A 26796-nucleotide genomic window follows, 5' to 3' on the forward strand; every position below is an offset into this window, starting at 1 on the left:
CGCGTGCAGCCGGTCCCTTTTTAGACCGAAAACGTGGTGTGACACAATTCATTTCCAATGCGTCAAAGGTGTTTGTTGCCTCGAATTTCGGTGGCAGTATTTCACGTTTTACCCCGAATAAACGCCAAAAAGGTGGCAAAAAGTAGAGATTGCCGGCAGGCAGGAATGCTTCGGATATCCTCGATTTCGCATCCGGCAAATGCACTGGTAAAGTATTCTCTCGTTGCCCCCCTAGCTCAGTGGTAGAGCGCGTTCTTGGTAAGAACGAGGTCACCGGATCGATTCCGGTGGGGGGCTCGGAAATGAGAAGGCTCGTGCCAAGACGGTTTGTCCGGGACGGCACGGGCCAGACTCATTTATGGCGGCATAGCTCAGTTGGTTAGAGCGCACGACTCATAATCGTGAGGTCCCGGGATCGAGTCCCGGTGCCGCTACATCAAATAAGAACCCGTATTTCCATGCCTTCGGCCGGAAATGCGGGTTTTTTGTTGTCCCTGCCACGTGAGTGTGGGTTGACTCGGGCGGCAATGACCCAACGTTCATCTTGTGCGCCCGGTTTATCCGGGAGCACAAGTGAATAACTGCAGCATTTTCGCTCTGGGCGTCAGCGGCCCCGGCGGACGAAGCTCTAATGCCGGCCGTGGCGTAGGCTGCGAATAACAGGCTGCGTCTCAGCGGCAAGCACCCATCGGAAGGAACAGCGATGCTCAAGAAGACATTGATTATTGGCGGACATGGGAAAGTGGCACTTTTACTGGCGCCGTTGTTGAAGCAAGCCGGGACCGAGGTGACGGCCGTGATCCGCAATGCAGAACACATTGACGATGTGGTGGCCGCCGGGGCCACACCGGTAATGCACGACGTCGCTTCCTCCTCGGTTGCCGAGCTCACCGACCTGTTCGCCGGCCAGGACGCCGTCATCTGGTCCGCAGGGTCGGGGGGTGGAAGCGACGAGACCACTTACGCTGTGGACCGCGACGCAGCCATCGCCTCGATGGAGGCCGCCGTGGCGGCAGGCGTGCAGCGCTATGTCATGGTCTCCTACCTGGGCGCCGGGCCGGACCACGGTGTGCCGCCGGAGAACAGCTTCTTTGCCTACGCCGAGGCAAAAGCGGCAGCGGATGCACACCTGCGCTCAAGCCAGCTGGCGTGGACCATCCTCGCCCCCGGCTCCTTGACGCTGGATGCCCCCACCGCCTTGATCAATCCGACGGCTGCCAGCGAGCGGGACGAAGCGGACTCCGGGCACACCTCGCGGGCCAATGTGGCCCTGGTTGCCGCTGCGGTCCTGGAACGGCCGGACACCATCATGCGCACCATCGAGTTCACCGACGGAACCGTGCCCATTGCGGAGGCGCTGAACCCCTAAAGGCTGAGCCCCTAAAGGCTGAACCCGTAAAGTAGGCCCTGTGGAACAGCTGATATTGATCATTGGACTCCTTTTCGCCACCGTGATTGCGGTGGGTCTGGGGGACAGGCTGAAGCTGCCATATCCGGTGCTCATGCTCATCATGGCCGGCGCGCTGACCTTCATTCCAGGGTTCCCCGACCTGCGGATCGACCCTGAGCTGATCCTGCCGATCTTTTTGCCGCCGCTGCTTTTCGCCACCGCACAAAAGAGCTCCTGGGCCGTGTTCCGGATCCGCTGGCGCACCATCTTGTTGCTGGCTGTGGCGCTGGTGGCCGTATCCACGGCCGCGGTGGCCGGTACCGCGTGGCTGCTGATTCCCAGCATTGGCATTCCTGCAGCGGTGGCGCTGGGAGCCATGTGTGCCCCGCCGGACCCGGTGGCCGTGGAATCGGTGGCCGGGCGCGTTCACATGCCGCGACGGCTCAGGTCCGTGCTTCAAAGCGAGGGCTTGTTCAACGATGCGGCCGCCATCGTGATTTTCCAGACAGCAGTGGCCAGTGCCACCAGCGGACAGCCCTTTGGGTTGGGCGTCATTGGAAGTTTCCTGTTGGGTGCCGCCGTCGCCGTCCTGGTGGGTATGCTCATGGGCCGCGTCACTGGTCTGATCGCCACTTTTATCACCTCATCGGTAGCCCGCAGCGCCGTGACGCTAGTGGTGCCTTTTGCCGCCTACATCCTGGCCGATGAACTGCATGCCTCAGGCGTCATTGCCGTGGTGGTCACAGCACTGGAAATAAAACGCCATGCCCGCGCCGAAGACGCCAGTGAACGCCTCACCCGAGCCGCTTTTTGGGATGTGGTGGAGCTGCTTGTGACAGGACTTGCCTTTGGCCTCGTGGGCCTGGAGGTCAGGGAAGTCATCAAGGTGGAAGGCGCGGCCATTTGGGGCATGTTGCCCTTGGCTGTGGCAATCAGCGTGCTTGTTATCCTCGTCAGGTTCCTCTGGTTTGGCCTGCTTGCGCTCTTGTCCAGGAAGAACGACGACGCGCTGCCGCCCACCGGCCTCAAGGACGTGGTGATATTGACGTGGTGCGGCATGCGCGGGCTGGCGACGCTGGCACTGGCACTGGCCCTGCCGACAGCACTCCCGACGGGTGAGGCGTTCCCTGGGCGGCACGAGATCATTGTGGTGGCTTGCGCCGTGCTGCTGGCAACCCTTGTGCTGCCCGGCCTGACACTTCCTTGGCTCATGCGTGTGCTGAAGGCCACCGACGACGGCTCCGGGGAACGCGAAGCAACCAAGGTTCTGGCCATGCGCGCCCAGGACGCGGCGGTCTCCGCTTTGCGCAGCAACGGGCTGATCAAGAACCTGCCGCCGGAAAAGCACACACTTGTGAAGAAAAAAATGCAGCGACTGTATGCTGAACTTCTGGACGGGACCCTGAGCGACGAGCCCCCGGAGGAACGCCGACGCCGGGGACGGGAACTGACCATTGCCGTGCAAACCATCGCCCTCAATGCCGCGCGGTCCGAAGTGATCAGTGCCCGGAACGAGCCTGGAGCTGATCCTGAAGTTGTGGACAGGGTGCTGCAGCAGCTCGACTTGCGTACCATGATCATGCCTGAGGCATAAAATGATATATAAATATCGCATGGTGAAAACATGGTGTATTCGTCCAGTGTATGGGGCAAAGCATTGTGGAATGGCACAGGGCATCGCCAGCCATTGGAGTATACGGTAGAAGCATGTCTACCACTGTTGGCGATGACGCCGCCTCCGCACCCGTCCGTCCCCGCAACATCCCTGCGGAAATCGCCCGTTCATGGCTGCTTGTTCCGGCAACCCGTCCGGAGATCTTTGACGAGTCCGCCGCATCGCGCGCCGACGCCGTCGTGCTGGACATTGAAGACGCCGTGGACCCGAAGAAGAAGGACGGCGCGCGAAACGACGTCATCGACTGGCTGCGCAACGGTGGCGAGGCATGGGTGCGCATCAACGACGTCCACTCGCAGTTCTGGGCCGACGACGTCGCCAACCTGCGCAACGTCCCCGGACTGTTGGGCGTAATGCTCGCCAAGACCGAGAACGCCGAGCAGGTCAAGGAGACCTACCACCGCCTCGATGGCAAGACCCGCGTCCTGGCCCTGGTGGAATCCGCCTTGGGCATCGAGGAAGCCAACAACATTGCCCGGGCTGAAGGCGCCTTCCGCCTGGCCTTCGGCTCCGGCGACTTCCGCCGCGACACAGGCATGGCCGCCGACCGCGAGGCCATGGCCTACCCGCGTGCCAAGCTCGTTGTCGCCAGCCGCGTTGGCAACCTGCCGGGCCCCATCGACGGGCCCACTGTGGGCACCAACCACCCGATCCTGCGCGAGCAGTCGGCCATCACGGTCTCCATGGGCATGACCGGCAAGCTGTGCCTGGCCATCGACCAGACCACCATCATCAACGAGGTCATCAGCCCCACCCCCACCGACGTTGCCTGGGCCACTGACTTCATGAACGACTTCGATGCCCGCGGCGGCGTCATTCGCGACGGTTCGGACCTGCCCCGCTTGGGCCGCGCGGAAAAGATCATGAAGTTGGCCGTAGCCTACGGAGTCCAGCCGGCGCTCTAAGCACCAGCGCTTCTGCTTTAGCGAAGATTGTGGGGCATTCCGGTTCGCCGGAGTGCCCCACACCTGTCTCCACTGTTCCCAACGGCTCGGCACTGCCGACTGTCCTGCATTTCCGGCTGCGCCGGGGATGCATGCTTCACGGCTAGACTGGGGCTGTGCTTAACGACTTTTGGGAAACCGCTCCGGCCGGCTACAAATACGCGGTCTTTGCCGGTATGGGCCTCACCTTCATCGGCATCGTCATTATTGTCCTCGGTGCCGTGACCACCACTCCCGCGATGACCTACATCGGTCTGCCGTTGATCGGCGTCGGGCTGCTGGCGCACATGGCGTCCCTGGGGTTGCGCGGACGCAACATCCGCAAGGAAATGAAAGCTGCCGAGAAGCGCAGTGCGGAGAAAGAAGCCCTGAAACACCGCAAGGCCTAAGACTCGCGGCAAACGCCTCTGCTGCGTGGACCCCACTGCTTGTACGCCGCCAGCGTTGGTGGCTTAGCGGCCGGCGGAACGCAGCGTGCGCAGGCACATGACTGCTGCACCGAGCATGAGCACAACGCCCACCATGGCGACAATGCCGGAGCCGGAATCGAAGGCATGCTTGGCCGATGCCAAAAGTGCAGCGCCCTGTTGCGGAGGCAGGGAACTGGCCACATCGATGGCGCCACCCAGGGTTTGCCCTGCGGAATCCTTGCTCGCCATGGACAGGCCGGCAGGGAGCACAACATTCATCTTGTACGCGGCCGCCAAAACACTGCCCAAAATTGCGGTTCCCAGCACCGACCCCACTTCATAGGCGGTTTCCGAGATGGCGGAGGCGGCGCCGGCCTTGGCCGGGGGAGCGGCGGAGAGGATCAGGTCGTTGGAAATGGTTTCCGCCATGCCCACGCCCGCACCAAGAACCGCGAAGGCGGCGATGATGCCTGCCACCGAGCCGTCGGTGTTCAACCACACGATCAGGAATCCGGCGGCGTTCAGCAACAGCCCCCCAGCCACCAGCCGAGAGGGCTTGACGTGGTTGGCCAGCTTGGCCACCACCAGGCCCGAGACGATCGTGATGGCGAGCCCGGGGACCAGCACAAATGCTGCGTGGGTGGGGGAGAGCCCAACCACCAGTTGCAAGTGCTGGGTGACGAAGTAGAGGAAGCCGACAAGGGAAAAAATGCTCAGCAGATTTGCCAGCACGCCGCCGCTGAAAACCGGGTTCCTGAACAAGCTCATGTCCATCATGGGGTGTGCACGGCGCAGCTGGCGCCGCACAAAGACCACTCCCAGGGCGATGCCTGCAAGGATGAACGCCATGTTCACGGCGGAGACGCCGGACTGCGCAATTTCCTTGATGCCAATCAGGGTGGGCACCATGGCGCCAAAAGAGAGCAGGATGCTGACGGGATCGATCCTTCCCGGCGACGGGTCCTTGGATTCAGTCACAAAGATCGGAGCCATGATCAGCAACGGAATGAGAACCGGCACTGAGAGCAGGAACACTGCACCCCACCAGAAGTGTTCCAAGATAAAGCCGCCAATGATGGGCCCCAGGGCGGCGCCTCCCGAGAAGCCGGCGGCCCAAACAGCGATGGCCGTTCGGCGCTGGGCAGGATCCAGGAACAAGTTGCGGATCAGCGACAGTGTTGACGGCATCAGCATGGCGCCAAAGAATCCGAGCAAGGCGCGGTAGCCAATCAGGGCACCTGCGGACGGGGCGAAGGCAGCCATGACGGAAACCACGGCAAAGCCGGTGCTGCCAATCAGCAGCAGCCTCCGCCGACCGAACCTGTCTGCCATGCTGCCCATGGGCACCAGCAGCGCGGCAAGCACCAGCGGGTAAACGTCAATGATCCACAGCAGTTCCGCGGCCGAGGGGATCAGTGCCAGCGAGATGGAGGGGATGGCAAAACTGAGCACCGTGTTGTCAACGGAGACAAGCAACACGGGCAGCATCAAGACAGCCAAGGCGATCCATGAACGGATGCCCGCCCGGGGCGGGGACTTGGAAGAGTCGATGCTGAGGGTGCGGGTTGTCAGTGCCATCCAACAATTCTAAACCGTCCAGCCGGTACAGTAAACCGACTGGACGGTGCAGTTCATCACTTCTTGTAGTGTGGACTAATGACTAATCAACCCCCGGCACGCGATCGGGTTCTTGCTGCCTATGCGGACCTGCTCATCAGCGACGGCCCCCGGGCAGCAACCCTGGATGCCGTGGCCGCCTCGGCGGGCGTGTCCAAGGGCGGTCTGTTGTACCACTTCAAGAGCAAGGAAACGCTGACCGAGGGCCTCCTGAGCAAACTGCGGGAATACGCCGAGCAGGACTGTGCCGCCATGGCACAGGACCCGGAAGGCTGCGCCAGCTATTACATTCGCACCAGCGTCTTTGGCGGCACTCCCTTCGACCGGGCCATCGTTGCCGCCTCGCGCCTCATTCAAAGCGACGATGGCGCCGTTCGGAACACCCTCTCCGAGCTCCATGCCCGCTGGCTTGAACTGATTCTGAGCGATGTGGGGGATCCAACCGTGGCCCGTGCGGTCATGCTGCTTGGCGACGGCATGTACTACAACGCAGCACTTTTCGGCTTCCCCGCAGGTGCCGAACAGCAGCAAGACCCGCAGGAAAACATGGATGTGGCGTCGCTGTTGGACATCGTGGCGAAAATGCGGTCCGGAACGCGGGCCTAGTGCGCGCCGCACAGGGTCCGGACGATAGGCTTTAGCCCATGACCATCAATCCCGAGCTGCAGGGGCGCAGCTACCCATCAAACGAAATCTACAGCGTCGGCAGGGAATCCATTCGTGACTTCGCCCGCGCCGTCAAGGCCGGCAATTCTGCGCACTTTGACGTGGCGGCGGCCCGGGAATTGGGCCATGCCGATTTGGTGGCTCCCCCCACGTACGCCATCATCGTCGCCCAACGTGCCGATGCCTTACTGATCAACGACCCCGACTCCGGCATCGACTTCACCCGGGTTGTGCACGCTGAACAGCGTTTCACCCACCACCGCGCCATTGTTGCCGGAGACGAGCTCGTCGCCGAACTCCACGTTGACGGCGTGCGCGGCATGGGAGGCGGCGCCATGATCACCACCCGTGCCGAAATCTCAACTGTGGCCGGAGAATCCGTTGCCACCACCGTGTCCGCCATTTTGGTGCGCGGGGAAGGGCAGTAATGACCAAGTCAGCGTTGAACATTGCAGATTTGTCCGTCGGCACCGAGATCGGAACGCGAACCATCGAGATTACTCGTGCCGACCTGGTCAAGTACGCTGGCGCATCGGGGGATTTCAACCCCATTCACTGGAACGAGCGCTTCGCCCGCGAGGTGGAACTGCCCGGCGTCATTGCCCACGGCATGTTCACCATGGGCGCGGCTGTCCAACTGGTCACCGACTGGGCCGGGGACCCCTCCGCCGTCGTGTCTTATGGCACGCGCTTTACCAAGCCGGTCCCCGTCGCGGACCTTGACGGGGAGCCGGGCGCCGTGGTTGAAGTGACAGGGGTGGTGGGTGCACTGGATTCCGACGCCCGGACCGCCAGGATCGATTTGACCGTCACCTTGGAAGGACAAAAGGTTCTGGTCAAGGCGCAAGCCCTGGTCCGCATGGCGTGAGCACTGCAACCTCCGCGAACACTGCAACTTCCGCGAAAATTGTGGCCTTGTGGCGCAACGGTGTATTCGTTGCGTACGCCGGTTCCGGGCTGGTCTTTGCCACGTGGGTTTCGCGCATTCCCGCCATCCGCGACGACCTCGGACTGACTCCCGGCCAAGTGGGCCTCATGCTGCTGTGCATGTCGCTGGGCTCCTTTGTCTCGGTGGCGGCCTCCGGGCTGGTCGTGCTGCGGTTGGGGTCGAAACTGACAACCCGGCTGGGCATCCTCATTCAAACCGTTGGCTTTGTCGTCATGGGTTTGGGAGCCACGGTGTTTTCAGAAACGCTGGTCGTCGGGACCGGCCTGATTTTGGTTGGTCTGGGCACTGGCAGCTACAACACCGCCTGCAACATTGAGGGCGCTGCCGTGGAGCGGGCCTTGCGGCGGCACATCATGCCGCGCCTGCACGGGTCTTTCAGCATTGGCACGGTGGTTGGCGCCGGTCTGGGTGCGCTGGCCGCATCCATGCACGTTCCCGTACTCATCCATCTGGGCGTGATTGCGGTTGCCGTGTTCATTGCAGTGCTGATAGGCACCGGCTACTACCAGGCCGACAAACTCACAAACGCCGCAGCGATGGTGGATGTGAGCGATTCAAGTGCCGTCGCTGGCACGGGGCCCATCCCCATCGTGCCGGCGGGCAGCCGCGGCAGCCGCGGCAGCGCAGAGAAAAACAACGCTGCCGCGGCCAAACGTTCAGGCAAGGCCAAGATTGCCGCTGCGTGGCGTGACCCGCGGACCCTCATGCTCGGCGCCCTGGTGCTGGGACTTGGTCTGGCCGAAGGTGCGGCAGGGGACTGGGTGGCCCTGGCCATGGTTGACGGCTACCAAACAACACCGGCCATCGGCGCCGTCGGCTACGGCATCTTCGTCTCCGCCATGACCATTGGCCGCTTCGCCGGAACCGTGGTCCTGGACCGTTACGGACGCGTTATTGTGCTGCGGGTTGGCGCGGCACTGGCAGTGGTGGGCTTGGGACTCTTTGTATTTGCGCCCAACCAGGAAATTGCCTTGGTCGCGCTCATCTTCTGGGGCCTGGGGTCGGCATTGGGCTTCCCCGTGGCCATGTCGGCGGCTTCCGACGACCCCGAACACGCCGCCGCCCGCGTTTCAGTGGTTTCCACCGTGGGCTACGGCGCCTTCCTGGGCGGTCCGCCGCTGTTGGGGCTGCTGGCAGAGCACGTTGGCGTGTTGCATTCATTGCTCGCCGTGCTTGGCATGCTGGTCGTGGCTTTCATCCTCACCCCCGTGGTGCGCAAGCCGAAATACCTGGAGAACGACGACGTGGCGCGCCCACAAGATAGTGTGGAACGGTGAATGCGCAAAAGGCCTTGAGCTCCCTGACAACCCTTGCAGTGGGCGGCCCCGCCAAAAAGTATGTTGTAGCCACCTCGGAGGCGGAGATCATCGCCGCAATCAAGGCAGCCGACGACGTCGGCGAGCCGTTGTTGATTCTTGGCGGCGGCTCCAACCTGGTGGTTGCCGACGAAGGCTTCGACGGCACCGTGCTGAAAATTGCCAGCCAGGGCTTCACGGTAAATTCGGAAAACACCTGCGCCGGCGCCTCCGTGGTGGTCCAGGCCGGCCACGACTGGGACGACTTTGTGCACCACACCGTCCTGCATGCCTGGTCAGGCGTGGAGGCGCTGTCGGGGATCCCCGGCAGCACGGGCGCAACACCGGTGCAGAACGTGGGCGCCTATGGCTGCGAAGTCGCCCAGACCATTGCCTCCGTGCGCACCTGGGACCGCGAGAAAAGCGCCGTCCGCACTTTCACGAACCACGAGCTGAAGTTCGGCTACCGCGACTCCATGCTCAAGGCCTCCACCGTCAACGGCTCCCCGCGCTATGTGGTGCTGACGGTGGAATTCCAGCTCCTGCTGGGCCGCATGAGCGCGCCAGTCAAATATGCAGAACTGGCTCGCAGGCTCCACGTTGAAATCGGCAAGCGCGCCAATTCCCTCGAGCTGCGTCGTGCCGTCCTAGCCCTCCGTGCCGCCAAAGGGATGGTCCTTGACCCGGGGGACCGTGACACCTTCTCCACGGGTTCCTTCTTCACCAACCCCATGGTCAGCCCCGCCGAGGCTGCCACCCTGCCCGACGACGCACCGCGCTACCCGGCCGGGGACAAGGTCAAGCTCAGCGCCGCCTGGCTGATTGAGCGGGCGGGCTTCACCAAGGGCTACGGCTTGTTGGGGGAAGCCACGGAAAACACGTACGACGCCGGAACCCCGCCGCGCGCTGCACTGTCCACCAAGCACACCCTCGCCATCACGAATCGTGGCGAGGCACGCACCGAGGACATCCTGGCGATTGCCCGGTTGGTGTGTGCCGGCGTCGAACGTCAATTTGGGATTTCCCTGGTTCCGGAACCTGTTTTGGTGGGCTGCGCGCTCTAGCCGGCGGGCCCGGTAGGGGTGCCTCGGCGAGCACCCCTACCGGGGTAGGGGGTCAAGACGGTTCCCGGGTGTGATGTTTCACGACGTGTCTGTTCATAGTCTTAATGGAAAGCTTTGACCTTTCTATTAGCGTGGTGCTTCCTTTTGCGGAGTCCAGCACGAGGAGAACGCATGTCGTCGGCAACACTTGACAGCCCGGATGTACTCGAAGAACCCGCAGCGCCGGCCGTGCCCGCCGCCGCCCGGAAGCGTCCGGCCCGCGACCGCCACGTCACGGACTTCATTCAACTGACGGAGCAGGTGCGAGCCACCGGTCTCATGGATCGTGACGTCAACTGGTACGTGGTGCGCTTTGTGCGCCAGAGCCTGGGCTACCTAGCCGTCCTTGCCTTGTTCCTGACGCTGGGACAGAGCTGGTGGCAGCTGGTTACCGCGGTACTGTTCGCTTTCATGTGCACGCAGACCGCTTTTATCTCGCACGACGCCGCGCACCGCCAAGTCTTCGCCTCGGCCAAGAAGAACGCGTGGCTGGCCCGCATTGCCGGGAACTTGTTCGTTGGATTGAGCTACGGCTGGTGGATGAACAAGCACGGCAAGCACCACCTGAACCCGAACAAGGTCGGCGTAGATGGCGACATCGACCCCGGCGCGCTCGTCTTTGACCCGGAGAACGCAGCCAAGCGCAAGGGTTTCGCCAAGTGGTTTGCCCGCCGCCAAGGCTATTTCTTCTTCCCGCTGCTGACACTGGCCGCCTTGGACCTGCACATCTCCGCGCTGGGCCGTGTACTGGACCGCAAGCAGATTGTGCCCGAGCGCAAGGCCGAGATCGCTCTGCTGTTCGTGCGCCTCGTGCTGCTGCCGGCCTTCACCGTTTGGTACCTGGGATGGGCCATCGGATTGGCGTTCATCGTCGTGCAGGTCATGGCGCTTGGACTTTACATGGGCGGTTCCTTTGCCCCGAACCACAAGGGCATGCCGCTGGTGCCCAAGGACGTCAAGATCGACTTCATGCGCCGCCAGACCCTCATGAGCCGCAACATCACCGGCGGCAAGTGGGTTGATGCCGCCATGGGCGGGCTGAACTACCAGATCGAGCACCACCTGTTCCCGACCATGTCCTCGAGGAACCTCCGGGCCGTCCAGCCCATGGTCCGTGCATACTGCGCCGAACGGAACATCACATACACGGAGACCACCTTGGGCCAGTCCTACATGATCGTCATGAAGTACCTGAACCGGGTTGGTTTGGGTCAGCGCGATCCCTTCGAGTGCCCCATCACGGCAAACATGCGCACCGCCCGCTAGTCCCCACGTCGCCCCGACACTAGCAAGCCCGTGTCGGGGCGATCATGTTGGGGCCTTCGGGCGCGTGGCTCGATCCTCGGCCTCCCTTGGCCCGATCCTCGGCCTCGTTCACCAGTTGGCTCCGTTCGGCCCGCGAACCCGCCGGCAGTTGCGTTCATTCTGCAGCTCCTGCGGGTGTCTGCCACCGGTTTGAATCCATACTGCAGCTCCTGCGGGTGACGCGGCCGCGGACCCGCAGGAGCTGCAGTATGAAGGCGGCGCCCTAGTTTGGACCCGCAGGAGCTGCAGAACGAATCCTCACGCAGTGCCGTGGCGCCCTGTCCGCTAGATTGGCTGTATGAGCCACAGCGTCACACCTGCCACACTTGCCCGGCTGCGGCTTGCCGCGCAAGGAATTCTACCAACGTCCACCAGTCCCGCACAGGGACCGGTGGACGTTGTGCGTTCCTTGACGGCACTGCAGGGCCAAGACTTCCCCGGCGCGCTGTGGTCGATCGGCCTGCGGCTTCCAAGCAGCACCCGCCCCGAGGTGGAAGGCGCCTTCAACCGTGGAGAGATTGTCCGCTCCTGGCCCCTGCGCGGCACTCTGCACGTGACCGCGGCAGAGGACCTTGGCTGGATTCTGGCACTGACCGGGCCTAGGATACTCTCCGGCATGGCCACGCGCCACCGCCAGCTGGAAATTGGGACGCCGGACATTGCCAACGTGCGCGAGCTTGCCTTGGGGATGCTGGAGGAGTTTGGCGGCAGGGCTTCGCGCGATGACTTGTTCGCCGTGTTTGAGCAGGCTGGGCAGGGGACACGGATGCAACGTGGAACCCATCTGCTGTGGTTGCTGTGTGTGGAGGGAACACTTGTGCAGGGCCCCGTCAACTCAGCCGCTGGCAAAGGCAACACACAGTCCTTTGTGAACGCCGAGAAATGGATCAAAAACCCCAGGCACTTGGCCCGGGAAGAATCCTTGGCCGAGCTGCCCCTGAGGTATTTTCGCAGCCACGGGCCTGCCACCGTCAAGGACTTCCAGTGGTGGACAAAATTGACGCTCAAGGACATCGACACGGGGCTGGCGCAGGTCAAGGACCAGCTTGCCGTGATCGAATGCGACGGAGCGCAGTATTGGCTTGCCCCGGAAACTGCCGAGCTGCTCGATGGCGCCGGGTCAAAGCGGGTGGCGCCCGGTGCCCCGCCCGAGGCCCTGTCCGGTGCACGTTCTGTGCTATTACTGCCAGGCTTTGACGAATATCTGCTCGGCTACACTGACCGCAGCGCAGCGCTGGCCCCGCACCACGCCCCGCTAACGGTGCCAGGCAACAACGGCATGTTCAAAGCAACGGTGGTTTCCGGCGGGCAGGTGGCCGGGACCTGGCGCAAGGCCCAAGGTGCGGCTGAAAAGCAAAGGCAGGTGGCCGGCGTCGTGCTTCCAGAGCTTTTTGCCGAACTCGGCCCTGCGCGGCACAAGGAGCTTGAAAAGTCTGCGGGAGCCTACGCGAGGTTCCTGAACGCGAAAAGGCCGGGCCTGCCGTAATTCGGCGGGTCCGGCCTTCGAAGCGGTTGCGCTACTTGAAGAGCGCCGACTTCACGCCCATGATGATGCGGTCTCCCGGGGTTGCCTTGCGGAGGAAGTCCACCATGGCCCAGTCGTCGACGGAAATGCAGCCCGCCGTCGGGACCTTGTTTTCATGCAGGAAGATGGCAAATCCGGCATTCTGGACGATGTTGGGCCGGTTGTAGTTGATGACGGCGCCCTGCCGATAGTCGTGCTGGGCGCGGGTGGCGAAATACCACATGTTCTCGTCCCAGCCGACCCACGAATTGGACTCGTGGTACTTGTTGTACGTGGGTGTCCAAGGGTTGCCGCCCCAGCGAGAACGGGGGTTCAGGGTCCTGTAGGGCAGCTTCGTGCCTGGGTTGCCGAGGCCAAACGCCTCTGTGACGGTGAAAGATCCGGTGGGGGAGAACAAGTTGCGAGTGGGGCCCGAGGGTACGCCCGGCGGCTTGAAGCCAGTGGCGCCGACGTAGCCGTCGCTCTTCCAGTCGGTGACGTAGATGCCGGCTATTCGCTTGCAATAGATCACCGTGGCGTGCGCTTGATTGTAGCCGTTGGTGAACGTCATGAGCACTCGTTTGACTCCGCCCGTGGTGTAGCGGGACTTTCCGTTGTTGAGGTTTTGGCACTCGCTCATCTTGTAGTAGCCGCCCGCGGCGTCGTTGCCCCAGCCGATGTAGCCGCCCACAAACGTCTGCACGCACTGGCCGCCGGAGCAGCGTTCATCGGAGATCGGGTAGCCAAGGTAGCTTCTGGGCCCGCCCTTGGCTGTGTAGGAGGAACCGATGCCGCCCCGTGTCATGTATGACAGCGCGTGGCCCCTGCTTGACCAGAGTCTGCCGTTCCTGAAGTCCTGGTAACAGCCGCTGTTCGGCTGGCCGCAGACTTCTTGGCCCTTGGGGAGGCCCAGGATACCCGTGTGCCATGACCGGCGCTTGTAGCCTTCCATGAGCTTGCCGTTGTGTACGCTCGCGGCCCCCGTGGACTTGGCGTTGTAGGCGACTCCACCCTGGAAATTCTGGTAGCAGCCGTTGTCCGGCTGCCCGCAGACCTGTTCGCCCCGGGGGAACTTCAGGAAGCTTCTGGTGCTGCCCAAGCTGGAGAAGTGGTTCCTGATGGCACCGTTGACAACGCTAAAGGCGCCCGTTCCGCCAGCCCAGTAGATCAGGCCAGTCTGGAAATTCTGGGCGCAGCCCCTTTGCGGAAGGTTGCACGTTTCCGGACCTGTGGGGGAGCCCAGCGGGCTGGCCTGCATTCCGTTAGCCTTGTAGCGCGTCAGGATCCCTCCGTGCACCGCCTGGGCACCAGCCTTGGGGGACCAGAAAATTGTGGTCTTCTTGAAGATCTGGAAGCACCCGCCGTCGCGCTGGCCGCACTTTTCATTGGTGGTGGGTGCACCCAATGCCTTGAGACCTCCGTTGGCAAGCCATCTGCTGCCGATGCCTGCCGTGCTGCCGACCGTCAGGCCGGTGGTAAAGATCCACTTGCCGCTGGAGAATTTTTGGTAGCTGCCGTCCGCGGAGGATATTACGTCCGAAACCGGGATCCCGTAGCCCGCGGCAGCATCCTTGCCACCGCTGTACCAAGTTTTCCCAATGGCTGACGAGGCCAGAATATGGTGGGTTCCAGTGGCGGAGTCGACATAGATGAAACCGCCCTTGAATTCTTGGACGATGTAGCCGGGATGCGACTTTTCGTTCGACAGCGGAACACCCAGAGCGCCGTTCTTTCCCTTGAGCGAATCCCACCGAACCTTGATGGCGCCCTTGACTACAATCTCGGCCATGGCGGGCTTTTTCGGCGAGGCGGGATCTGGAGTGTCGGAGAGTTTCGACGCCGGGGCTGGTGCGGTTGTTTCTGGGGCCGTTGTTTCCGGTGCGGCTGGAACCGGCTGCGGGGGAGCTGGCGCTTGGGTCACCGGCGCTGGTGCCGGAGCCGAAGGTGAAGCTGCGGGCGTGCTCGCTGCAGGCAGCGTCACCTCACTTCCGACAGCGTCGGTGCCAGCAGTGCCGTTCCCGTCGACAGCTTCCAGCGAAGTCGTTGCGGGGGTCGTTTCGGACTGTGTGGAGACTGGCATGTCGGTGGCAAATGCCGGTGTGGTGGAGAGCATGGAGCCAAGCAGGCTCAGCGCAAGGGTACCGATGATGAGTCGATTCTTCATGATGTCCTAATCTTCTACCGACATGACGGGTTCGCAGACGGCACCGGGCTCGGCTGTGGTTGCGAAGTCTTTTGCCACGACGGGCTTGGTGCCTTTTGCGGGCACTTCCACCGCGATCATGGCGTGCCCTTGGACGACTGCATTGACAATGACGGCGACAGCCACGGTATACCGGCGTGGGGTATCGCCAGGATTGTTTACGGTGGCCTCGAACGTCCACGATCCCGCTTGGTCTGCCGAGCAAGTGACATCGCTCAGGTCCGCGGTGGCCGCAGCGGACGGCGGTATGTGAGTGACAGCGGCGTGCGTTTCCGGTTCTTCGCTTGGCGCGCTTGCCGCGGTGGCAGCTGCAGCGGTGGCGGATTCCACTGCGGTGGCCGAAGGGCTGGCCAAAGTCTCATCCGGCTGGTCCTTTGCGGCGGACGAGCACCCTGCTAAAGCCATGGAGGCAATCGCTGGCACCAAAAGCCATTTCCTTTTCATGCGTTCCCCCGACATGAGTGATTGGATTACTAATCCGGATCACATGAGAGTATCAGTGTTTGTATTGATTAGATACGGCCTTTTCGGCCTAAATGTCGGCATAAAAAGCCGGTGGGACGCACTTTCGCAAAGAAAGTGCGTCCCACCGGCGTTCCACGCCTGTTGCGGTCCGGGTTTAGAGCGTGCCTACGGCGATCTTGAGCATGCGGCGCAGCGGCTCGGCGGCACCCCACAGGAGTTGGTCGCCCACTGTGAATGCGCTGATGTATTCCGGGCCCATGTCCATCTTGCGGATGCGGCCCACCGGGACTTCCAGCGTGCCGGAGGCGGCCACGGGGGTGAGGTCGGCCATGGAGGCTTCCTTGGTGTTGGGCACCACCTTCGCCCACTGGTTGTCGTTGGCCAGCAGGGACTCGATTTCGGCGACGGGGAGGTCTTCGCGCAGCTTCAAGGTCAGTGCCTGGGAGTGGGAGCGCATGGCGCCGATGCGCACGCACAGCCCGTCCATGATGATCTGGTTCTCGGCGGAGTTGCCCAGGATCTTGTTGGTCTCCACCCCGGCCTTCCACTCCTCCTTGGACTGGCCGTTGCCCAAATCCGCATCGATCCAGGGGATCAGGGAACCGGCCAGAGGCACGCCGAACTGGCTGGAGTCTATGCCTTCGCGCTGGTGGGCCAGGACCTTGCGGTCAATTTCAAGGATGGCCGACGCCGGGTTGTCCAGTTCGGAGGAAACCTCGGAGTTGAGCGTGCCGAACTGATTCAGCAGTTCGCGCATGTGGCGGGCGCCGCCGCCGGAGGCAGCCTGGTAGGTCATGGAGGTGCCCCACTCGACGAGGCCGTTCTTGAACAAGCCGCCTAGGCCCATGAGCATGCATGAGACGGTGCAGTTGCCGCCCACAAAGTCGCGGGTGCCGTTGGCCAAGCCGGCGTCGATGGCCGCGCGGTTGATGGGGTCCAGGACAATGATCGAGTCGTTGTTCATGCGCAGCGTGGAGGCGGCATCGAGCCAGAGGCCGTCCCAGCCCCGGCCGCGCAGCTCGCTGTGCACTCGGCTGGTGTAGTCCCCGCCCTGGGCGGTGACGATGATCGGGAGTTTGGCCAACGTGTCAATGTCAAAAGCGTCTTCAAGTTTGCCGGCATCGCCGGCGCCCGTAATCACCGGGGCGCTGCCCCCCGCGTTTGAGGTGGAAAAAAAGACAGGGTTGATATCGCCAAAGTCGCCCTCGTCCTGCATGCGCTGCAGCAGAACGGAACCGACCATGCCGCGCCAACCAACCAGGCCGACGGAAGGAACATTGTTATTGGTCATGCAACCAGTTTAGTGGGTGGGGCAAATCGGCCGAAGTTGGTGTCACTGGGTGAACAGGCACGACGGCGTTGCCCGCCATCGCGCGAAGGCTTGGGTTGGGTGCCGGGTCGGGGGCCTGCCCGATGGGGGTGCGGGATGCCTCGCTGCTTGCACAGTCTGGAGGCGCGGGATTCCTTGACAAGATCCTTGGTGTCGGCCGTCTTGGCCCTGTTTGGCAGTGGGAGAGAATCCGCATGTTTCGCGGAGTGCACGCAGAAGAGGCTGTTGTGGTGTGGCTCGTCGGGAACCGGGCACTTGTCGGAGACAGGTGCCCCATGGTTATTCCGCGGGAGTGGGAAGCCGGCGCTTGCGCGGCAGCCCGGTGGGGACATCGGCGTTCCCCGCGCCAATCACCACATTGAGGGCTGAGACGAAGAAGCCCAGGGCGACTATTTCACTGGAAACCATAAACGCGTGTCGGCATACGGTGTGAGCCTGCGGTCCGATGCCGCTGCGACCGACCCCGCACTCTTCAGGGAGGTAGCTGACGAGTTTGCTCGTGGTGGCCCGTCGCAGGAGCCGCATCTGACCACAAGCAACTCTCTGGTCATGCCAGGCCTTCGCCTGCCGATCGCTTGGCCTGTTGTTCTCCCACAGCTCTTGGCGGTGTCATATCCTCGAAGCAACAAGTTGGTTGCGCTGCGAGCACTGTTTTTTGGCGTTCATTGGCTGTTCCTGCTCGCGTGGAGTAGCGAAACCAACAAACGTCAGTAGTCGATATTTTTGGCAAGATCAGGGTTCTCATGTTCCCACTTCGCCCGGAGCCGAGCTGCCCGAAAACCGATCCAACTAAGTAAAAGCATGAAGGCTGCGAATCCGAACATTACCGGCCCTCCGACAGGGTACTCGCTGGCTGCCAAGAACCAGATGCCGCCGGCTATGGCCGCCGCTGCAAAGATGATCGGGATGGAGCTCTGCATCCGAATATTGCGCGGTTTGAGAGGAGTTTTGGATCCGTTGACGTACATGCCGCGCGTGTAGGAATGGGGCCCGTACTGGTTCCGCATTCTTTTTCGGTCGCGGATGAGATTGAGGTGATGTGGCTCGTAAGGTTCGGGCGGGCTGTCCGGTGATTCATCGGGCATGGCGTTTTCCCAGCTCAACAATTTCTCAGTCAGTAGTGCGTGGACCTCTTGGTCGTTGAAGACGCCGGGAATCTGGACGGTTTGATCGCTGCCTGTGCCTGAAGCAGCTTCCCATCCGCCCACACGTGTCCGCAGTGCAATGTTGCTTAGATTGCTCTTGTTATCAGCGGCGGGGCGGGCGACGACACCGCGGTGCTGGCCGCGCCATTGGGCGGCGAAACGCTGCGCATCCGGGCCCTGCCAGTAGCGCGGGAGTTGGTTTACGGCGCCGTCAAGCACTTTTTGCGCTTGGAAAAGCTTTTGTGAGTTGCCAGAGAAGTCCCTGGCCAGTGCGCGGAGTTCTTCAACGTCAGCGCCCAACATTTCAGACATGGCAGCTCCGGAGGACTGGAGGAAAGGACATGCGGTGGTATGGCTAAACCGAGCCTAGCGGCGCCAATGCGCGGCCGCGATGGGGTGCGCTCCCCAACGCCGCCAATTCCTACTCGGGCGCCGCAAACTCGGTTTCGCCCCGGGCCCACATGGTGATCCTGTACTCGGTGCCGTTCTTGGATGTGTGCCAGCCCTCAAGCGGCGACGCCCCGCGAAACATCCATTCCGAACCCAGCACGGGCGCTTGCGTGTCTCCTGGCACGTCCGTGTTAATAACGGTCACGACGGCCACATTGCAGTGCTCGATCGCCTGCTCAAAGATCTGCCCGCCGCCAATGACCCACACCTCGTTGCCGCCGGGGGAGAACTGGGCCTCCACCAGGGCCTCGTCCACTGAATCAAGCACGACGGCGCCGAGCGCCTCGGGCGTGCCGGCCCACCCTTGTTGGCGGGTCACCACGAGGTTGGTACGCTCAGGCAACGGACGGAACTTCTCCGGGAAGGAATCCCAGGTTTTGCGGCCCATCAAAACAGGATGGCCCAGCGTGACCTTTTTGAAATGGGCCAGGTCCTCGGGCAGGTGCCAGGGCATGCCCCCCTCGGCGCCGATGACGCCGTGGTTGGTCTGGGCCCAGATCATGCCGATGACGGGTTGGCTGAAATGGTAGTACTTGCGGGGTTCGGGTGCGTCGTTCATACGGCAATCGGGGCCTTAATCGCGGGGTGGTGCTGGTAGTCGACCAGCTCGAAGTCGTCAAAGGTGTAGTCGAAGATGGACTCGGGCTTCCGGGCGAAACGCAGTTGCGGATAAGGATATGGCTCGCGGCCAAGCTGCTCGGCGACTTGGCGGAGGTGGTCCTCGTAAATGTGCACGTCGCCGCCTGTCCAGATGAATTCACCGGCTTCCATGTCCAATTGATGTGCCACCATCAGCGTCAACAGGGCGTAGGAGGCGATGTTGAACGGTACTCCGAGAAAGGTGTCCGCGGAGCGCTGGTAGAGCTGGCAACTGAGCCTGCCACGGCCATCCTCGGTGGGGGCAACATAAAACTGGAAGAGGGCGTGGCACGGAGGCAGCGCCATGTTCTTCAGCTCCGCAACATTCCAGGCCGAGACAATGTGTCGGCGGGAATCCGGATTGTCCGCCAGCGACTCCATCACTTGGGCAATCTGGTCGATGTGCTCCCCGTCCGGTGTGGGCCACGAGCGCCACTGGACGCCATAGACGGGACCCAGCTCACCGGCGTCGTCCGCCCATTCGTTCCAGATCTTGACACCATTTTCCTGGAGCCAGCGCACATTGGAATCACCGCGCAAAAACCACAGCAACTCCATGGCCACCGACTTGAAATGCACCCGCTTGGTGGTGATGAGCGGGAAGCTCTCGGCGAGGTCGAAGCGCAGCTGGCGGCCAAAAACGCTCCTCGTCCCGGTGCCTGTGCGGTCCGGTTTCGCGGTGCCGTTGGCAAGCACGTCGCGGAGCATGTCTTCGTAGGGCGTTTCGATCGTGGCAGTCACGCCAACTAGTCTACTTGCTCCGTTTGGCTGCCTATGATGGCCCGTCTGGTTGAGGCTCGGCGAGACTTGCCCGCTGACTGAGCCGGCCTTTAAGGAGAGAAACAAGCGTTTTTTCGTCCAGTCCGGCCTGGTCGCCCGCATCCAGCAAATGGTCGACGGCGGCCATCACCTCCAATGCGTTGTTCACCGGCGACAGCTTGATTATGTTCTTCTGCGGGGGTGGTGGACTCGGTTGCGCAGTGTCCGGGGTTCTGCTTGGCGAGCTGGGCGCCGCCGGGGAGCGGCGCCCAGCCACTACGGTCCCCTGCCTGCGGTTGCTGGCGACATGCCCGGCTGCTTCAAGTTCCTTGTAGGCCCGGGCCACAGTTCCCGCAGCGACACCGAGGTCGCCGGCCAGGCTGCGGATGGTGGGCAGGCGGGTGCCGGGCTGCAGCTCGCCGACGGCAATGAGCGAGGTGATTTGGGTCTTTACTTGTTCGTACGGCGGGGTGGCCGTGCCCAAGTCGATGACAATGCGCGCTTCCATGGGTTATCTGCCCGAGCCCGTGGTCCGGCGTGCTTTCGCGCCGGCTGGGGGCATGAAGGCTGCCGGAGTGAGGTCCTTGAGCGGGTAGAAGCACAGAATGACTGCGGCCAGCATGCAGACCGCGCCCACCAGGCCCAGCCCGGAACCCGGACTCGAACGTGGCGCGGTGGCCAGATTCAACAGGACCCCTGCCAGCACCGCAAACAAGCCGCCGACCACCGTGCGAAGAATGCGGAAAAGTGTCCTCCGACGCAGTGTCCTGTCCAGCAACGGATCAACCGAAGTGAGGCCCGGCAGGCTGAAAACAGTGGCGGCAGCCGCAGAGCCAACGCACAGGATTGCCGCAGCACAGAGCAGGGGAACCAAAGCATGCGGGGATGCACCGCCAAATCCGGGCCAGTCGTACATGCCGCCTTGGCTGATGGAGTTCACTGCCACGAGGGCCGGTGCAAGGCCCAAACAGGCCGCCAAAATTGCAACGGGCAGCGTTGTTGGCACTGCGGCCTTGAGCGGAGTGCGTGGTGTGCCCGGGGTGGCGTAGTTGCGGCGGAGCAACCACTCCATGCCCCAGTGCGCGAGCAGAACAAAAACGAGTGCCGCGGCAAGGGGGCCCAGCCAGCCAAACCAAGGCGTCAACAGCAGGCCGGCCAGTCCGCCAAGGATACCGGCGATTGCGGCCGCCAATGGCGTTGAATTTGTTAGCCTGGCGGCGGCCGGACCGTCACCGAGCAGCAAGCTTGTGGCAGGCCCGGGGCCGGTGTCTTGGTGGCCATCGACGCCGGGAGCCGTGCTTTCCTTCAGTGCCGGCGGCTTCCAGTAGAGCATGACAAGCAGCACCGCCACGTTGGCGACGCCCAGCCAATTGGTCCAGGATGCTGTCTGCGAGCCGGGCACCGGCTGGAACAAGAAGTTGCCCGCAACGGCCACGAATCCGGAGGCCACCGTTGCAGAAACTCGCAACAGCCGGTTCATGCCAATGATCCGCAGGGTTGTGTTTTGCTCGGCCGACAAGCTCGCCAAGGACCTGCGCGAGGCAATGAGCCGCATGACGAGCAACGTCCCACCAGCAAGAACTGCCAGCCCAGTGGCCAGTGCTGTTGCCAACACGTACCCGGGGACACGCCCTTTGTGGATCATGCCCGGAACTCCGGCATCGGTGATGATGCCTGCGGGTGAAGCTGAAAATCCCGGGACGAAGAACAGGAAGGCAAGGACTCCTGCCGTCAGCGCAAAGACCCCCAGTACCGTCCAGCCCAATGCCGGTTCCACATAGTCGCGGATCCGGCGGTATTGCAGGACGGCAGTTCGCCGGGCGGATTTTGGTGCCGGCCAGGTGGCCTGGCCAATGGCGTGGACAACAAGAGCTGCCACAGCTGGGGCCACAATGGCGAACCAGGGCAAGATATCCCACGGGTTGCCCAAAACGTCTGACAGCGCCGGGGTGACGATACCGGCTTGGGCCGCGCCGGCCAAGCTGCTCAGTGCCCACGCGATGATTCCCGTCCACAAGGCATGCTTTCGAATGTGCCCCAGGGATCTGTCTTGGGATTTGTTCCAGAAGAACAGCCGCTGGATTACGTACGCGGCAATGGCGGCAATGACTCCGAACATGCCCAGCAAGATGAGAACTTCCATCCAATTTGGCTTAAACATCGTTTCCCCAACGTATCGACAATCTTTGTATCAAAGGTACGGTACAAAGAGGGTGCTGTACAAGCAAGGGCCCGTCATGCTGTATTCCGCATAAACGGGGTCTGGCTGCTTATAAGGGCAATGTGCACACCCCATAAGCGGCGAAGGTGCGAACAAGCGGCCAAAGCACGTTTACGACGGCGTTGGGCGGGGGCAGCGGCAGCCGGAAGTCAGTCCTCGTAGGGCTTGTGCTGCTCCAGCGCCACGATCCTGCCGGGTTCGGTGATGGACACGTGCGCCACCAAAACCTCGCCGGGGGAGAGGTACGGATCCACCGTGGGCAGTAATTCGCCCAGCTCGTCCGTCATGTGTCCTGCCAGCGTGGCCAGGATGGTGGGCAGTACGGGGCGGTGGGTGCACACCGCCGTGGCGCTTGTCCTGGTGAGCCACTTTTCAATGCTTGCCCCGACCTTGGCCGGATTGCGCTTGTGGTCGGCCTCGGTTAGCCACGGCACCACTTTGACCTTGGCCTTGGTGGCTTGGGCGTAAGGGGAAATCGTTGCGATGCAACGCATCCAGCCGCTGGTGTTGATGCGCCCGGGGTGCCATGACATCAGCAGGCGCTGCAGGTACAAGGCTTGGCGCTTTCCTGTCGCAGCCAGTGGGCGTTCACCTTCGGCCCGCGTCCAGGCTGCTCGGGGTTTGGCTTTGGCGTGCCTGATGATCAGCAGCGGCCATGTGTCAAGGGACCCATTCTCATGAGCGGCCACCAAGGCTTCAAGGGGTTCCACATCCGAGGGGTTGGACAGCAGGCCGCGGGCCTTGTTGGGGCTGCACCAAACAGCCGTGTCGACTTCCTTCCCGTCGGGGACGGGAGGCATGTCATCAACCGACGCAGCCCAGTAGTGGACTTCCTTGAGCCCGGGCTTGACGGGGTAGCGGATGGCCGGCAGTGGAATGCCCAAGTTGATGGGCAGCCCCACTTCCTCATGCACCTCACGCACTGCACATTCGGCGAGGGTTTCGCCCGCATCGAGCTTGCCCTTCGGCCAGGACCAGTCGTCGTAGCGCTGGCGGTGGATAAGGAGAAGCTCAAGCTTCTTTTTCTTCAGCCGCCAAAGCAATGCGCCTGCCGCGTAAATGGAGGGGCCGGTGAAATCGTCCACCGGCTCTTCGAGATGTTCGGTGTTGCGCATTACGGATGCTGTGCTGACCGTGAGCGGGAACGGCTGGCCAGCAGCCATGACTGGACGTCGAGCAAAGGCTCTCCCTCGCCGTCCTGATGGTGGCGCTTCCACTCACCGTCGCTCTCCAAGTGCCAGCTGGACGTGGCTGGATCAAGGTAGCGCGTCAGGAGCGAGTCCACCTCGGCAATGTCTTCACGGTTGGAAAGCCGCACGAGTGCTTCCACCCGGCGGTCAAGGTTGCGGTGCATCATGTCGGCGGAGCCTATGTACACAACGGGTTCCCCGGCATTTGCGAAGGTAAAGACGCGCGAGTGCTCAAGGAAACGGCCCAGGATTGAACGGACCGTGATGTTCTCGCTGAGCCCGGGAACGCCGGGGCGCAGGGAACAAATGCCGCGCACAATCACGCCAACTTCCACTCCTGCCTGGGAAGCGCGGTAGAGGGAGTCGATGATGGTCTCGTCAACTATGGAGTTGACCTTGATGCGCACCTGGGCCGGCAGGCCCGCCTTTTTGTTGGCGATTTCTGCGTCAATGCGCTCAACGAGGCCTGAACGCACCGAGCGCGGTGCCACCAGCAGACGGTCAAAGGAGGTCTTGGGCGCGTAACCGGAAAGCTGGTTGAACAGCTTCGAGAGATCCTCGCCCACTTGGTTGTCGGCTGTCAGCAAGCCCAGGTCTTCGTAGTAGCGGGCAGTGCGGGGATGGTAGTTGCCGGTGCCGATGTGGCAGTAGCGGCGCAACCCGTCCTGTTCCTGGCGGACCACCAGGGACAACTTGCAGTGGGTTTTCAAACCGACAATGCCGTACACCACGTGCACGCCTGCTTGTTCCAGCTTGCGCGCCCAGGAAATATTGGCTTGCTCGTCAAAGCGGGCCTTGATTTCCACCAGTGCCAAAACTTGCTTGCCGGCTTCGGCGGCATCCACCAAGGCATCAACGATGGGGGAGTCGCCGGAGGTCCTGTACAAGGTCTGTTTGATGGCGCGGACCTTGGGGTCCGCGGCGGCCTGTTCCAGGAAGGCCTGCACCGAGGTGGAGAAGGCGTCGTAGGGGTGGTGCAGGAGAATGTCGCGGCGGCGCATGGCCGCGAACACGTTGGCGGCCTTGGACGTTTCGGACGGGTTTAAATCCCGGGACGTGTGGGCCACGTGCTTGGAGTAGCGCAGGTCGCTGCGGTCTATGGATCCAATGACGGACAGTCCGCGCAGGTCCAGCGGTGCGGGCAGCTTGTAAACCTCCGACTTCTCGACGTCCAGCTCACGCACCAGCAGTTCCAGAATGCTGGGGTTGATGTCAGTTGCCACCTCAAGGCGCACGGGCGGACCGAACTTGCGGCGCAGCAGTTCCTTCTCCAACGCCTGCAGAAGGTTCTCGGCGTCGTCCTCTTCAACTTCCAGGTCCTCGTTGCGGGTCACCCGGAAGGTGTGGTGCTCCACAATGTCCATCCCCGGGAACAGCTGGTCCAGGAACTGGGCGATCACTTCCTCGAGCGGGATAAACCGAGCCACGCGGCCGGGCACAGTGCCGGCCCGTGCGCCGTCAAGGGCAATCAGCCGCGGCAGCAGGTCGGGGACCTTGACGCGGGCAAACAGTTCCTTGTCGCTGACAGGGTTGCGGACCACAACAGCGAGGTTCAAGGACAGGCCGGAGATGTAGGGGAAGGGGTGTGCCGGATCGACAGCCAACGGGGTGAGGATGGGGAAGATCTTCTTGGCGAACATCGCTGCCATCTGCACCTTGGACGGGTCGTCCAGTTCCTCCCAATGCACCAGGTGGATGTGTTCGTAGGCCAAGGCGGGCCGGATCTGGTTGGCGAAAACGTGGGAATGCCGTGCCTGGAGCTCGTGGGCGGCCTCGCTGATTTGCTCCAGCACTTCCAGCGGGCTCAGGCCGGCGGGCGAAGGCACGGCAAGGCCGGTGGCAATGCGGCGCTTCAATCCGGCCACGCGCACCATGAAGAACTCGTCCAGGTTGGAGGCGAAGATTGACAAGAAGTTCACTCGCTCCAACAGCTGCACGTCGGGGTCTTCCGCCAGTTCCAGCACCCGGGCGTTGAAAGCCAGCCAGCTCAGTTCGCGGTCAAGGAACCTGTCGGGGCTGATGTCGCCTGCGGGAATGAGCGTGGGTTCAAACTCGGGGATCTCAATCCTGTCCTGGGTGGCCCGTGAAGCGGGTACTTCGCCGGAAACAAAACGTTCCCGGCCGTTGGCTGCCGCCATGTTCAGGTTCCCCTTGTATTCGCGCTTCATTCAGTGGTCCTCAGAGTTGGTACTGCCTTGAATCTAACGTGCAAGCGGGCCCGATGCCGGACCGAAAGGCCCACGCCTAGGCAGACATTGGTCCGTACATGACATCCGAATCCCACTTGGTAAAGCCCAGCTGGCGGTACAGCGAAACTGCCGCCTCATTGTCTGCATCAACGTAAAGCATAATGGCACGAAGACCGGCATTTTGCAGGTGGTCGATGCCCTGCCTGGTCAATGTCCGGCCCAGTCCCAGGCCTTGCGCTGCGGGAGCAACCCCCACCACGTACACCTCGCCCATGGCTGCCTGGCCGGCGCGAGCGGGGTGGACCTTCGTCCAGTGGAAGCCCAAAATCTCATCGGAGGTGTTCACGGCGAGGAAGAACCCGGCCGGATCAAACCATGGCTCGGCGATGCGGGCCTGCAGGTCCGGGAGCGTCAATGCACCCTGCTCGGGATGGTGGGCGAACGCGGCCGCATTGGCTGCCAGCCATGCCTGCTCGTCTTGGTGCGGGACAAATGTCCGCAACGTCACGCCGTCGGGCGCCGGGTAGTCAAGCGCGGACTGCACCGGCAGATCCGGGGACGACGGCGCCTGCCGGACCAAGCGCATGCGCCACAGTTCGCGGATGGCGCGGTAGCCGTAGCTGGCGGCAAGATCCGCGGCAGCCTCATGGCCGCCGTGGGACCAGGCCTTGATGCCCTGAAGTCCGCGGACCTCAATGAGTTTGTCAACCAGCATGGCGCCGACGCCTTCATTGCGATAGGACGGGTGCACCACGATCTCCAGCACACCTTCGCTGCCATCGAGAACCGCCACCGCCACACCGGCAAGGTCCTCGCCCGCTGTGGGGGAGGCATCCTCGGGGGCGTAGGTCAGCATGGTCAGGACACTGTGCGGGCCAGCTTGGGCGGATTTGAGTTCAACAAGGGTTTGTTCGGAAAAGGGCGGATTGCCGTCGGCGTCCTCAGCTGCATCAATCACAGTCTGAATCTCACACAGAAGCTCGGGGCCGGGCGCGCCCGGAACCACCGTCACCGGCCAGTTGTCAGTCTTTGCGGGGGTCATAACCACAGCCTAGTGGGAGTGTCCAAGTGAATGCGAGATTCTGCGCCTGCGATTGTGCCGCAGCAGGCCGGCGAGTGCGTTGTACGGAGGCTGGTTTGCGCGTTGGCACGGCGGTGGCATACAGTTTGAGGGCAGCACAGCCGGGCGACCGGAGTGCGAAGGCAAATGCGGGAGCAAGCAGTTTCCTGTGGTTTGCGCTGGGGGGATGCACCAGTGGGGTGCCCTCGATACGTTCGACCCGTATGTCCTCCACCCATCCAGAAAGGCCCATTTCCGCATTGGAAATGGGCCTTTTGCTGTCCCGG

At 62.6% G+C, this 26796-nt stretch carries 24 protein-coding genes and 2 tRNA genes; 13 read left to right on the top strand and 13 right to left on the bottom strand.

The genetic code is table 11. From position 1 onward, the window contains the following. The first annotated feature begins 225 nt into the window (after positions 1-225). From QMG25_RS06330 to QMG25_RS06355, 6 genes are all read left to right on the top strand, one after another. Positions 226-297 (top strand) — tRNA-Thr (locus tag QMG25_RS06330). 63 nt (positions 298-360) lie between these two features. Further along, positions 361-434: transfer RNA gene (locus QMG25_RS06335), tRNA-Met, on the top strand. 269 nt (positions 435-703) lie between these two features. Continuing rightward, a complete protein-coding gene (locus QMG25_RS06340) occupies positions 704-1369 on the top strand; it encodes an NAD(P)H-binding protein (RefSeq protein ID WP_283458327.1) in 666 nt (221 codons plus the stop codon). Positions 1370-1409: 40 nt separating this feature from the next. Further along, the gene (locus tag QMG25_RS06345) at positions 1410-2984 is read left to right on the top strand and encodes a Na+/H+ antiporter (protein ID WP_283458329.1); all 1575 of its coding nucleotides are present in this window, start codon (positions 1410-1412) and stop codon (positions 2982-2984) included. 113 nt (positions 2985-3097) lie between these two features. Next, the gene (locus QMG25_RS06350; protein ID WP_283458330.1) at positions 3098-3970 is read left to right on the top strand and encodes an HpcH/HpaI aldolase/citrate lyase family protein; all 873 of its coding nucleotides are present in this window, start codon (positions 3098-3100) and stop codon (positions 3968-3970) included. Between the two features lie 155 nt (positions 3971-4125). Next, positions 4126-4398 carry a DUF3188 domain-containing protein gene (locus QMG25_RS06355; protein WP_283458332.1) on the top strand — a complete coding sequence of 91 codons (273 nt, stop codon included), beginning with the start codon at positions 4126-4128 and terminating at the stop codon, positions 4396-4398. Between the two features lie 63 nt (positions 4399-4461). Here the strand turns inward: QMG25_RS06355 and QMG25_RS06360 are convergent, their stop codons facing one another. Then, positions 4462-5997: an MFS transporter gene (locus QMG25_RS06360; RefSeq protein ID WP_283458334.1), complete on the bottom strand. Its 1536-nt coding sequence runs from the start codon at positions 5995-5997 to the stop codon at positions 4462-4464. Positions 5998-6075: 78 nt separating this feature from the next. On the opposite strand from QMG25_RS06360, the gene QMG25_RS06365 reads away from it, so the two are divergent. The 7 genes from QMG25_RS06365 to QMG25_RS06395 all read left to right on the top strand — a co-directional run bounded on the left by QMG25_RS06365 (position 6076) and on the right by QMG25_RS06395 (position 12840). Then, entirely contained in the window at positions 6076-6642 is a 567-nt protein-coding gene (locus tag QMG25_RS06365) for a TetR/AcrR family transcriptional regulator (RefSeq protein WP_283458336.1), read from the top strand. A 38-nt stretch (positions 6643-6680) separates the two neighbouring features. Beyond that, positions 6681-7130: an FAS1-like dehydratase domain-containing protein gene (locus tag QMG25_RS06370; RefSeq protein WP_283458338.1), complete on the top strand. Its 450-nt coding sequence runs from the start codon at positions 6681-6683 to the stop codon at positions 7128-7130. Continuing rightward, a complete protein-coding gene (locus QMG25_RS06375; protein WP_283458340.1) occupies positions 7130-7570 on the top strand; it encodes a MaoC family dehydratase in 441 nt (146 codons plus the stop codon). The genes QMG25_RS06370 and QMG25_RS06375 overlap by 1 nt, the downstream gene beginning before the upstream one ends. Beyond that, positions 7567-8928: an MFS transporter gene (locus tag QMG25_RS06380; RefSeq protein ID WP_283458342.1), complete on the top strand. Its 1362-nt coding sequence runs from the start codon at positions 7567-7569 to the stop codon at positions 8926-8928. Before QMG25_RS06375 ends, QMG25_RS06380 begins: the two co-directional genes overlap by 4 nt. Beyond that, complete coding sequence (locus tag QMG25_RS06385; protein ID WP_283458344.1) at positions 8925-10010, top strand: UDP-N-acetylmuramate dehydrogenase; 1086 nt, start codon at positions 8925-8927, stop codon at positions 10008-10010. The genes QMG25_RS06380 and QMG25_RS06385 overlap by 4 nt, the downstream gene beginning before the upstream one ends. A 171-nt stretch (positions 10011-10181) precedes the next feature. Continuing rightward, positions 10182-11315: a fatty acid desaturase family protein gene (locus tag QMG25_RS06390; protein ID WP_283458346.1), complete on the top strand. Its 1134-nt coding sequence runs from the start codon at positions 10182-10184 to the stop codon at positions 11313-11315. A 337-nt stretch (positions 11316-11652) separates the two neighbouring features. After that, a complete protein-coding gene (locus QMG25_RS06395) occupies positions 11653-12840 on the top strand; it encodes a winged helix DNA-binding domain-containing protein (RefSeq protein ID WP_283458348.1) in 1188 nt (395 codons plus the stop codon). Positions 12841-12871: 31 nt separating this feature from the next. Here the strand turns inward: QMG25_RS06395 and QMG25_RS06400 are convergent, their stop codons facing one another. The 12 genes from QMG25_RS06400 to mshD all read right to left on the bottom strand — a co-directional run bounded on the left by QMG25_RS06400 (position 12872) and on the right by mshD (position 26491). Continuing rightward, positions 12872-15022 carry a L,D-transpeptidase family protein gene (locus tag QMG25_RS06400; protein ID WP_283458350.1) on the bottom strand — a complete coding sequence of 717 codons (2151 nt, stop codon included), beginning with the start codon at positions 15020-15022 and terminating at the stop codon, positions 12872-12874. Positions 15023-15028: 6 nt separating this feature from the next. Next, complete coding sequence (locus QMG25_RS06405) at positions 15029-15466, bottom strand: hypothetical protein (RefSeq protein ID WP_283458352.1); 438 nt, start codon at positions 15464-15466, stop codon at positions 15029-15031. A 214-nt stretch (positions 15467-15680) separates the two neighbouring features. After that, complete coding sequence (gene asd, locus QMG25_RS06410) at positions 15681-16817, bottom strand: aspartate-semialdehyde dehydrogenase (protein WP_283458355.1); 1137 nt, start codon at positions 16815-16817, stop codon at positions 15681-15683. 318 nt (positions 16818-17135) lie between these two features. Continuing rightward, positions 17136-17264, bottom strand: a complete 129-nt coding sequence (locus QMG25_RS06415; RefSeq protein ID WP_283458357.1) for a hypothetical protein — start codon at positions 17262-17264, stop codon at positions 17136-17138. 299 nt (positions 17265-17563) lie between these two features. Beyond that, positions 17564-18313, bottom strand: a complete 750-nt coding sequence (locus QMG25_RS06420; RefSeq protein WP_283458358.1) for a WXG100 family type VII secretion target — start codon at positions 18311-18313, stop codon at positions 17564-17566. A gap of 109 nt (positions 18314-18422) precedes the next feature. Further along, positions 18423-19010, bottom strand: coding sequence for a dihydrofolate reductase (locus tag QMG25_RS06425; RefSeq protein WP_283458360.1), 588 nt, complete (start codon positions 19008-19010; stop codon positions 18423-18425). After that, positions 19007-19798, bottom strand: coding sequence for a thymidylate synthase (locus QMG25_RS06430; RefSeq protein WP_283458557.1), 792 nt, complete (start codon positions 19796-19798; stop codon positions 19007-19009). Before QMG25_RS06430 ends, QMG25_RS06425 begins: the two co-directional genes overlap by 4 nt. A 64-nt stretch (positions 19799-19862) precedes the next feature. Next, on the bottom strand, positions 19863-20357 hold the full coding sequence (locus tag QMG25_RS06435; protein WP_283458362.1) for a GntR family transcriptional regulator: 495 nt from the start codon (positions 20355-20357) through the stop codon (positions 19863-19865). A gap of 3 nt (positions 20358-20360) precedes the next feature. After that, on the bottom strand, positions 20361-21992 hold the full coding sequence (locus QMG25_RS06440; protein ID WP_283458364.1) for a hypothetical protein: 1632 nt from the start codon (positions 21990-21992) through the stop codon (positions 20361-20363). Positions 21993-22219: 227 nt separating this feature from the next. Next, positions 22220-23185 carry an NUDIX hydrolase gene (locus QMG25_RS06445; RefSeq protein ID WP_283458366.1) on the bottom strand — a complete coding sequence of 322 codons (966 nt, stop codon included), beginning with the start codon at positions 23183-23185 and terminating at the stop codon, positions 22220-22222. Then, positions 23185-25428 carry an RNA degradosome polyphosphate kinase gene (locus QMG25_RS06450; protein ID WP_283458369.1) on the bottom strand — a complete coding sequence of 748 codons (2244 nt, stop codon included), beginning with the start codon at positions 25426-25428 and terminating at the stop codon, positions 23185-23187. Before QMG25_RS06450 ends, QMG25_RS06445 begins: the two co-directional genes overlap by 1 nt. 76 nt (positions 25429-25504) lie before the next feature. Beyond that, on the bottom strand, positions 25505-26491 hold the full coding sequence (gene mshD / locus QMG25_RS06455; RefSeq protein WP_283458370.1) for a mycothiol synthase: 987 nt from the start codon (positions 26489-26491) through the stop codon (positions 25505-25507). Positions 26492-26796 lie beyond the last annotated feature (305 nt).

The sequence above is a fragment of the Arthrobacter sp. H35-D1 genome, assembly GCF_030063185.1.
Taxonomy (GTDB): Bacteria; Actinomycetota; Actinomycetes; order Actinomycetales; family Micrococcaceae; genus Specibacter.

Bases quoted from the DNA above. Each gene is read 5' to 3' on its own strand.
- QMG25_RS06360 (WP_283458334.1), bottom strand. From the start codon at position 5,997: ATGGCACTGACAACCCGCACCCTCAGCATCGACTCTTCCAAGTCCCCG.
- QMG25_RS06420 (WP_283458358.1), bottom strand. From the start codon at position 18,313: ATGTCTGAAATGTTGGGCGCTGACGTTGAAGAACTCCGCGCACTGGCC.
- QMG25_RS06350 (WP_283458330.1), top strand. From the start codon at position 3,098: ATGTCTACCACTGTTGGCGATGACGCCGCCTCCGCACCCGTCCGTCCC.
- QMG25_RS06435 (WP_283458362.1), bottom strand. From the start codon at position 20,357: ATGGAAGCGCGCATTGTCATCGACTTGGGCACGGCCACCCCGCCGTAC.
- QMG25_RS06400 (WP_283458350.1), bottom strand. From the start codon at position 15,022: ATGAAGAATCGACTCATCATCGGTACCCTTGCGCTGAGCCTGCTTGGC.
- QMG25_RS06375 (WP_283458340.1), top strand. From the start codon at position 7,130: ATGACCAAGTCAGCGTTGAACATTGCAGATTTGTCCGTCGGCACCGAG.
- asd (WP_283458355.1), bottom strand. From the start codon at position 16,817: ATGACCAATAACAATGTTCCTTCCGTCGGCCTGGTTGGTTGGCGCGGC.
- QMG25_RS06365 (WP_283458336.1), top strand. From the start codon at position 6,076: ATGACTAATCAACCCCCGGCACGCGATCGGGTTCTTGCTGCCTATGCG.
- QMG25_RS06370 (WP_283458338.1), top strand. From the start codon at position 6,681: ATGACCATCAATCCCGAGCTGCAGGGGCGCAGCTACCCATCAAACGAA.
- mshD (WP_283458370.1), bottom strand. From the start codon at position 26,491: ATGACCCCCGCAAAGACTGACAACTGGCCGGTGACGGTGGTTCCGGGC.
- QMG25_RS06390 (WP_283458346.1), top strand. From the start codon at position 10,182: ATGTCGTCGGCAACACTTGACAGCCCGGATGTACTCGAAGAACCCGCA.
- QMG25_RS06430 (WP_283458557.1), bottom strand. From the start codon at position 19,798: ATGCTCCGCGACGTGCTTGCCAACGGCACCGCGAAACCGGACCGCACA.
- QMG25_RS06340 (WP_283458327.1), top strand. From the start codon at position 704: ATGCTCAAGAAGACATTGATTATTGGCGGACATGGGAAAGTGGCACTT.
- QMG25_RS06415 (WP_283458357.1), bottom strand. From the start codon at position 17,264: ATGGTTTCCAGTGAAATAGTCGCCCTGGGCTTCTTCGTCTCAGCCCTC.
- QMG25_RS06425 (WP_283458360.1), bottom strand. From the start codon at position 19,010: ATGAACGACGCACCCGAACCCCGCAAGTACTACCATTTCAGCCAACCC.
- QMG25_RS06395 (WP_283458348.1), top strand. From the start codon at position 11,653: ATGAGCCACAGCGTCACACCTGCCACACTTGCCCGGCTGCGGCTTGCC.
- QMG25_RS06445 (WP_283458366.1), bottom strand. From the start codon at position 23,185: ATGCGCAACACCGAACATCTCGAAGAGCCGGTGGACGATTTCACCGGC.
- QMG25_RS06405 (WP_283458352.1), bottom strand. From the start codon at position 15,466: ATGGCTTTAGCAGGGTGCTCGTCCGCCGCAAAGGACCAGCCGGATGAG.
- QMG25_RS06440 (WP_283458364.1), bottom strand. From the start codon at position 21,992: ATGGAAGTTCTCATCTTGCTGGGCATGTTCGGAGTCATTGCCGCCATT.
- QMG25_RS06450 (WP_283458369.1), bottom strand. From the start codon at position 25,428: ATGAAGCGCGAATACAAGGGGAACCTGAACATGGCGGCAGCCAACGGC.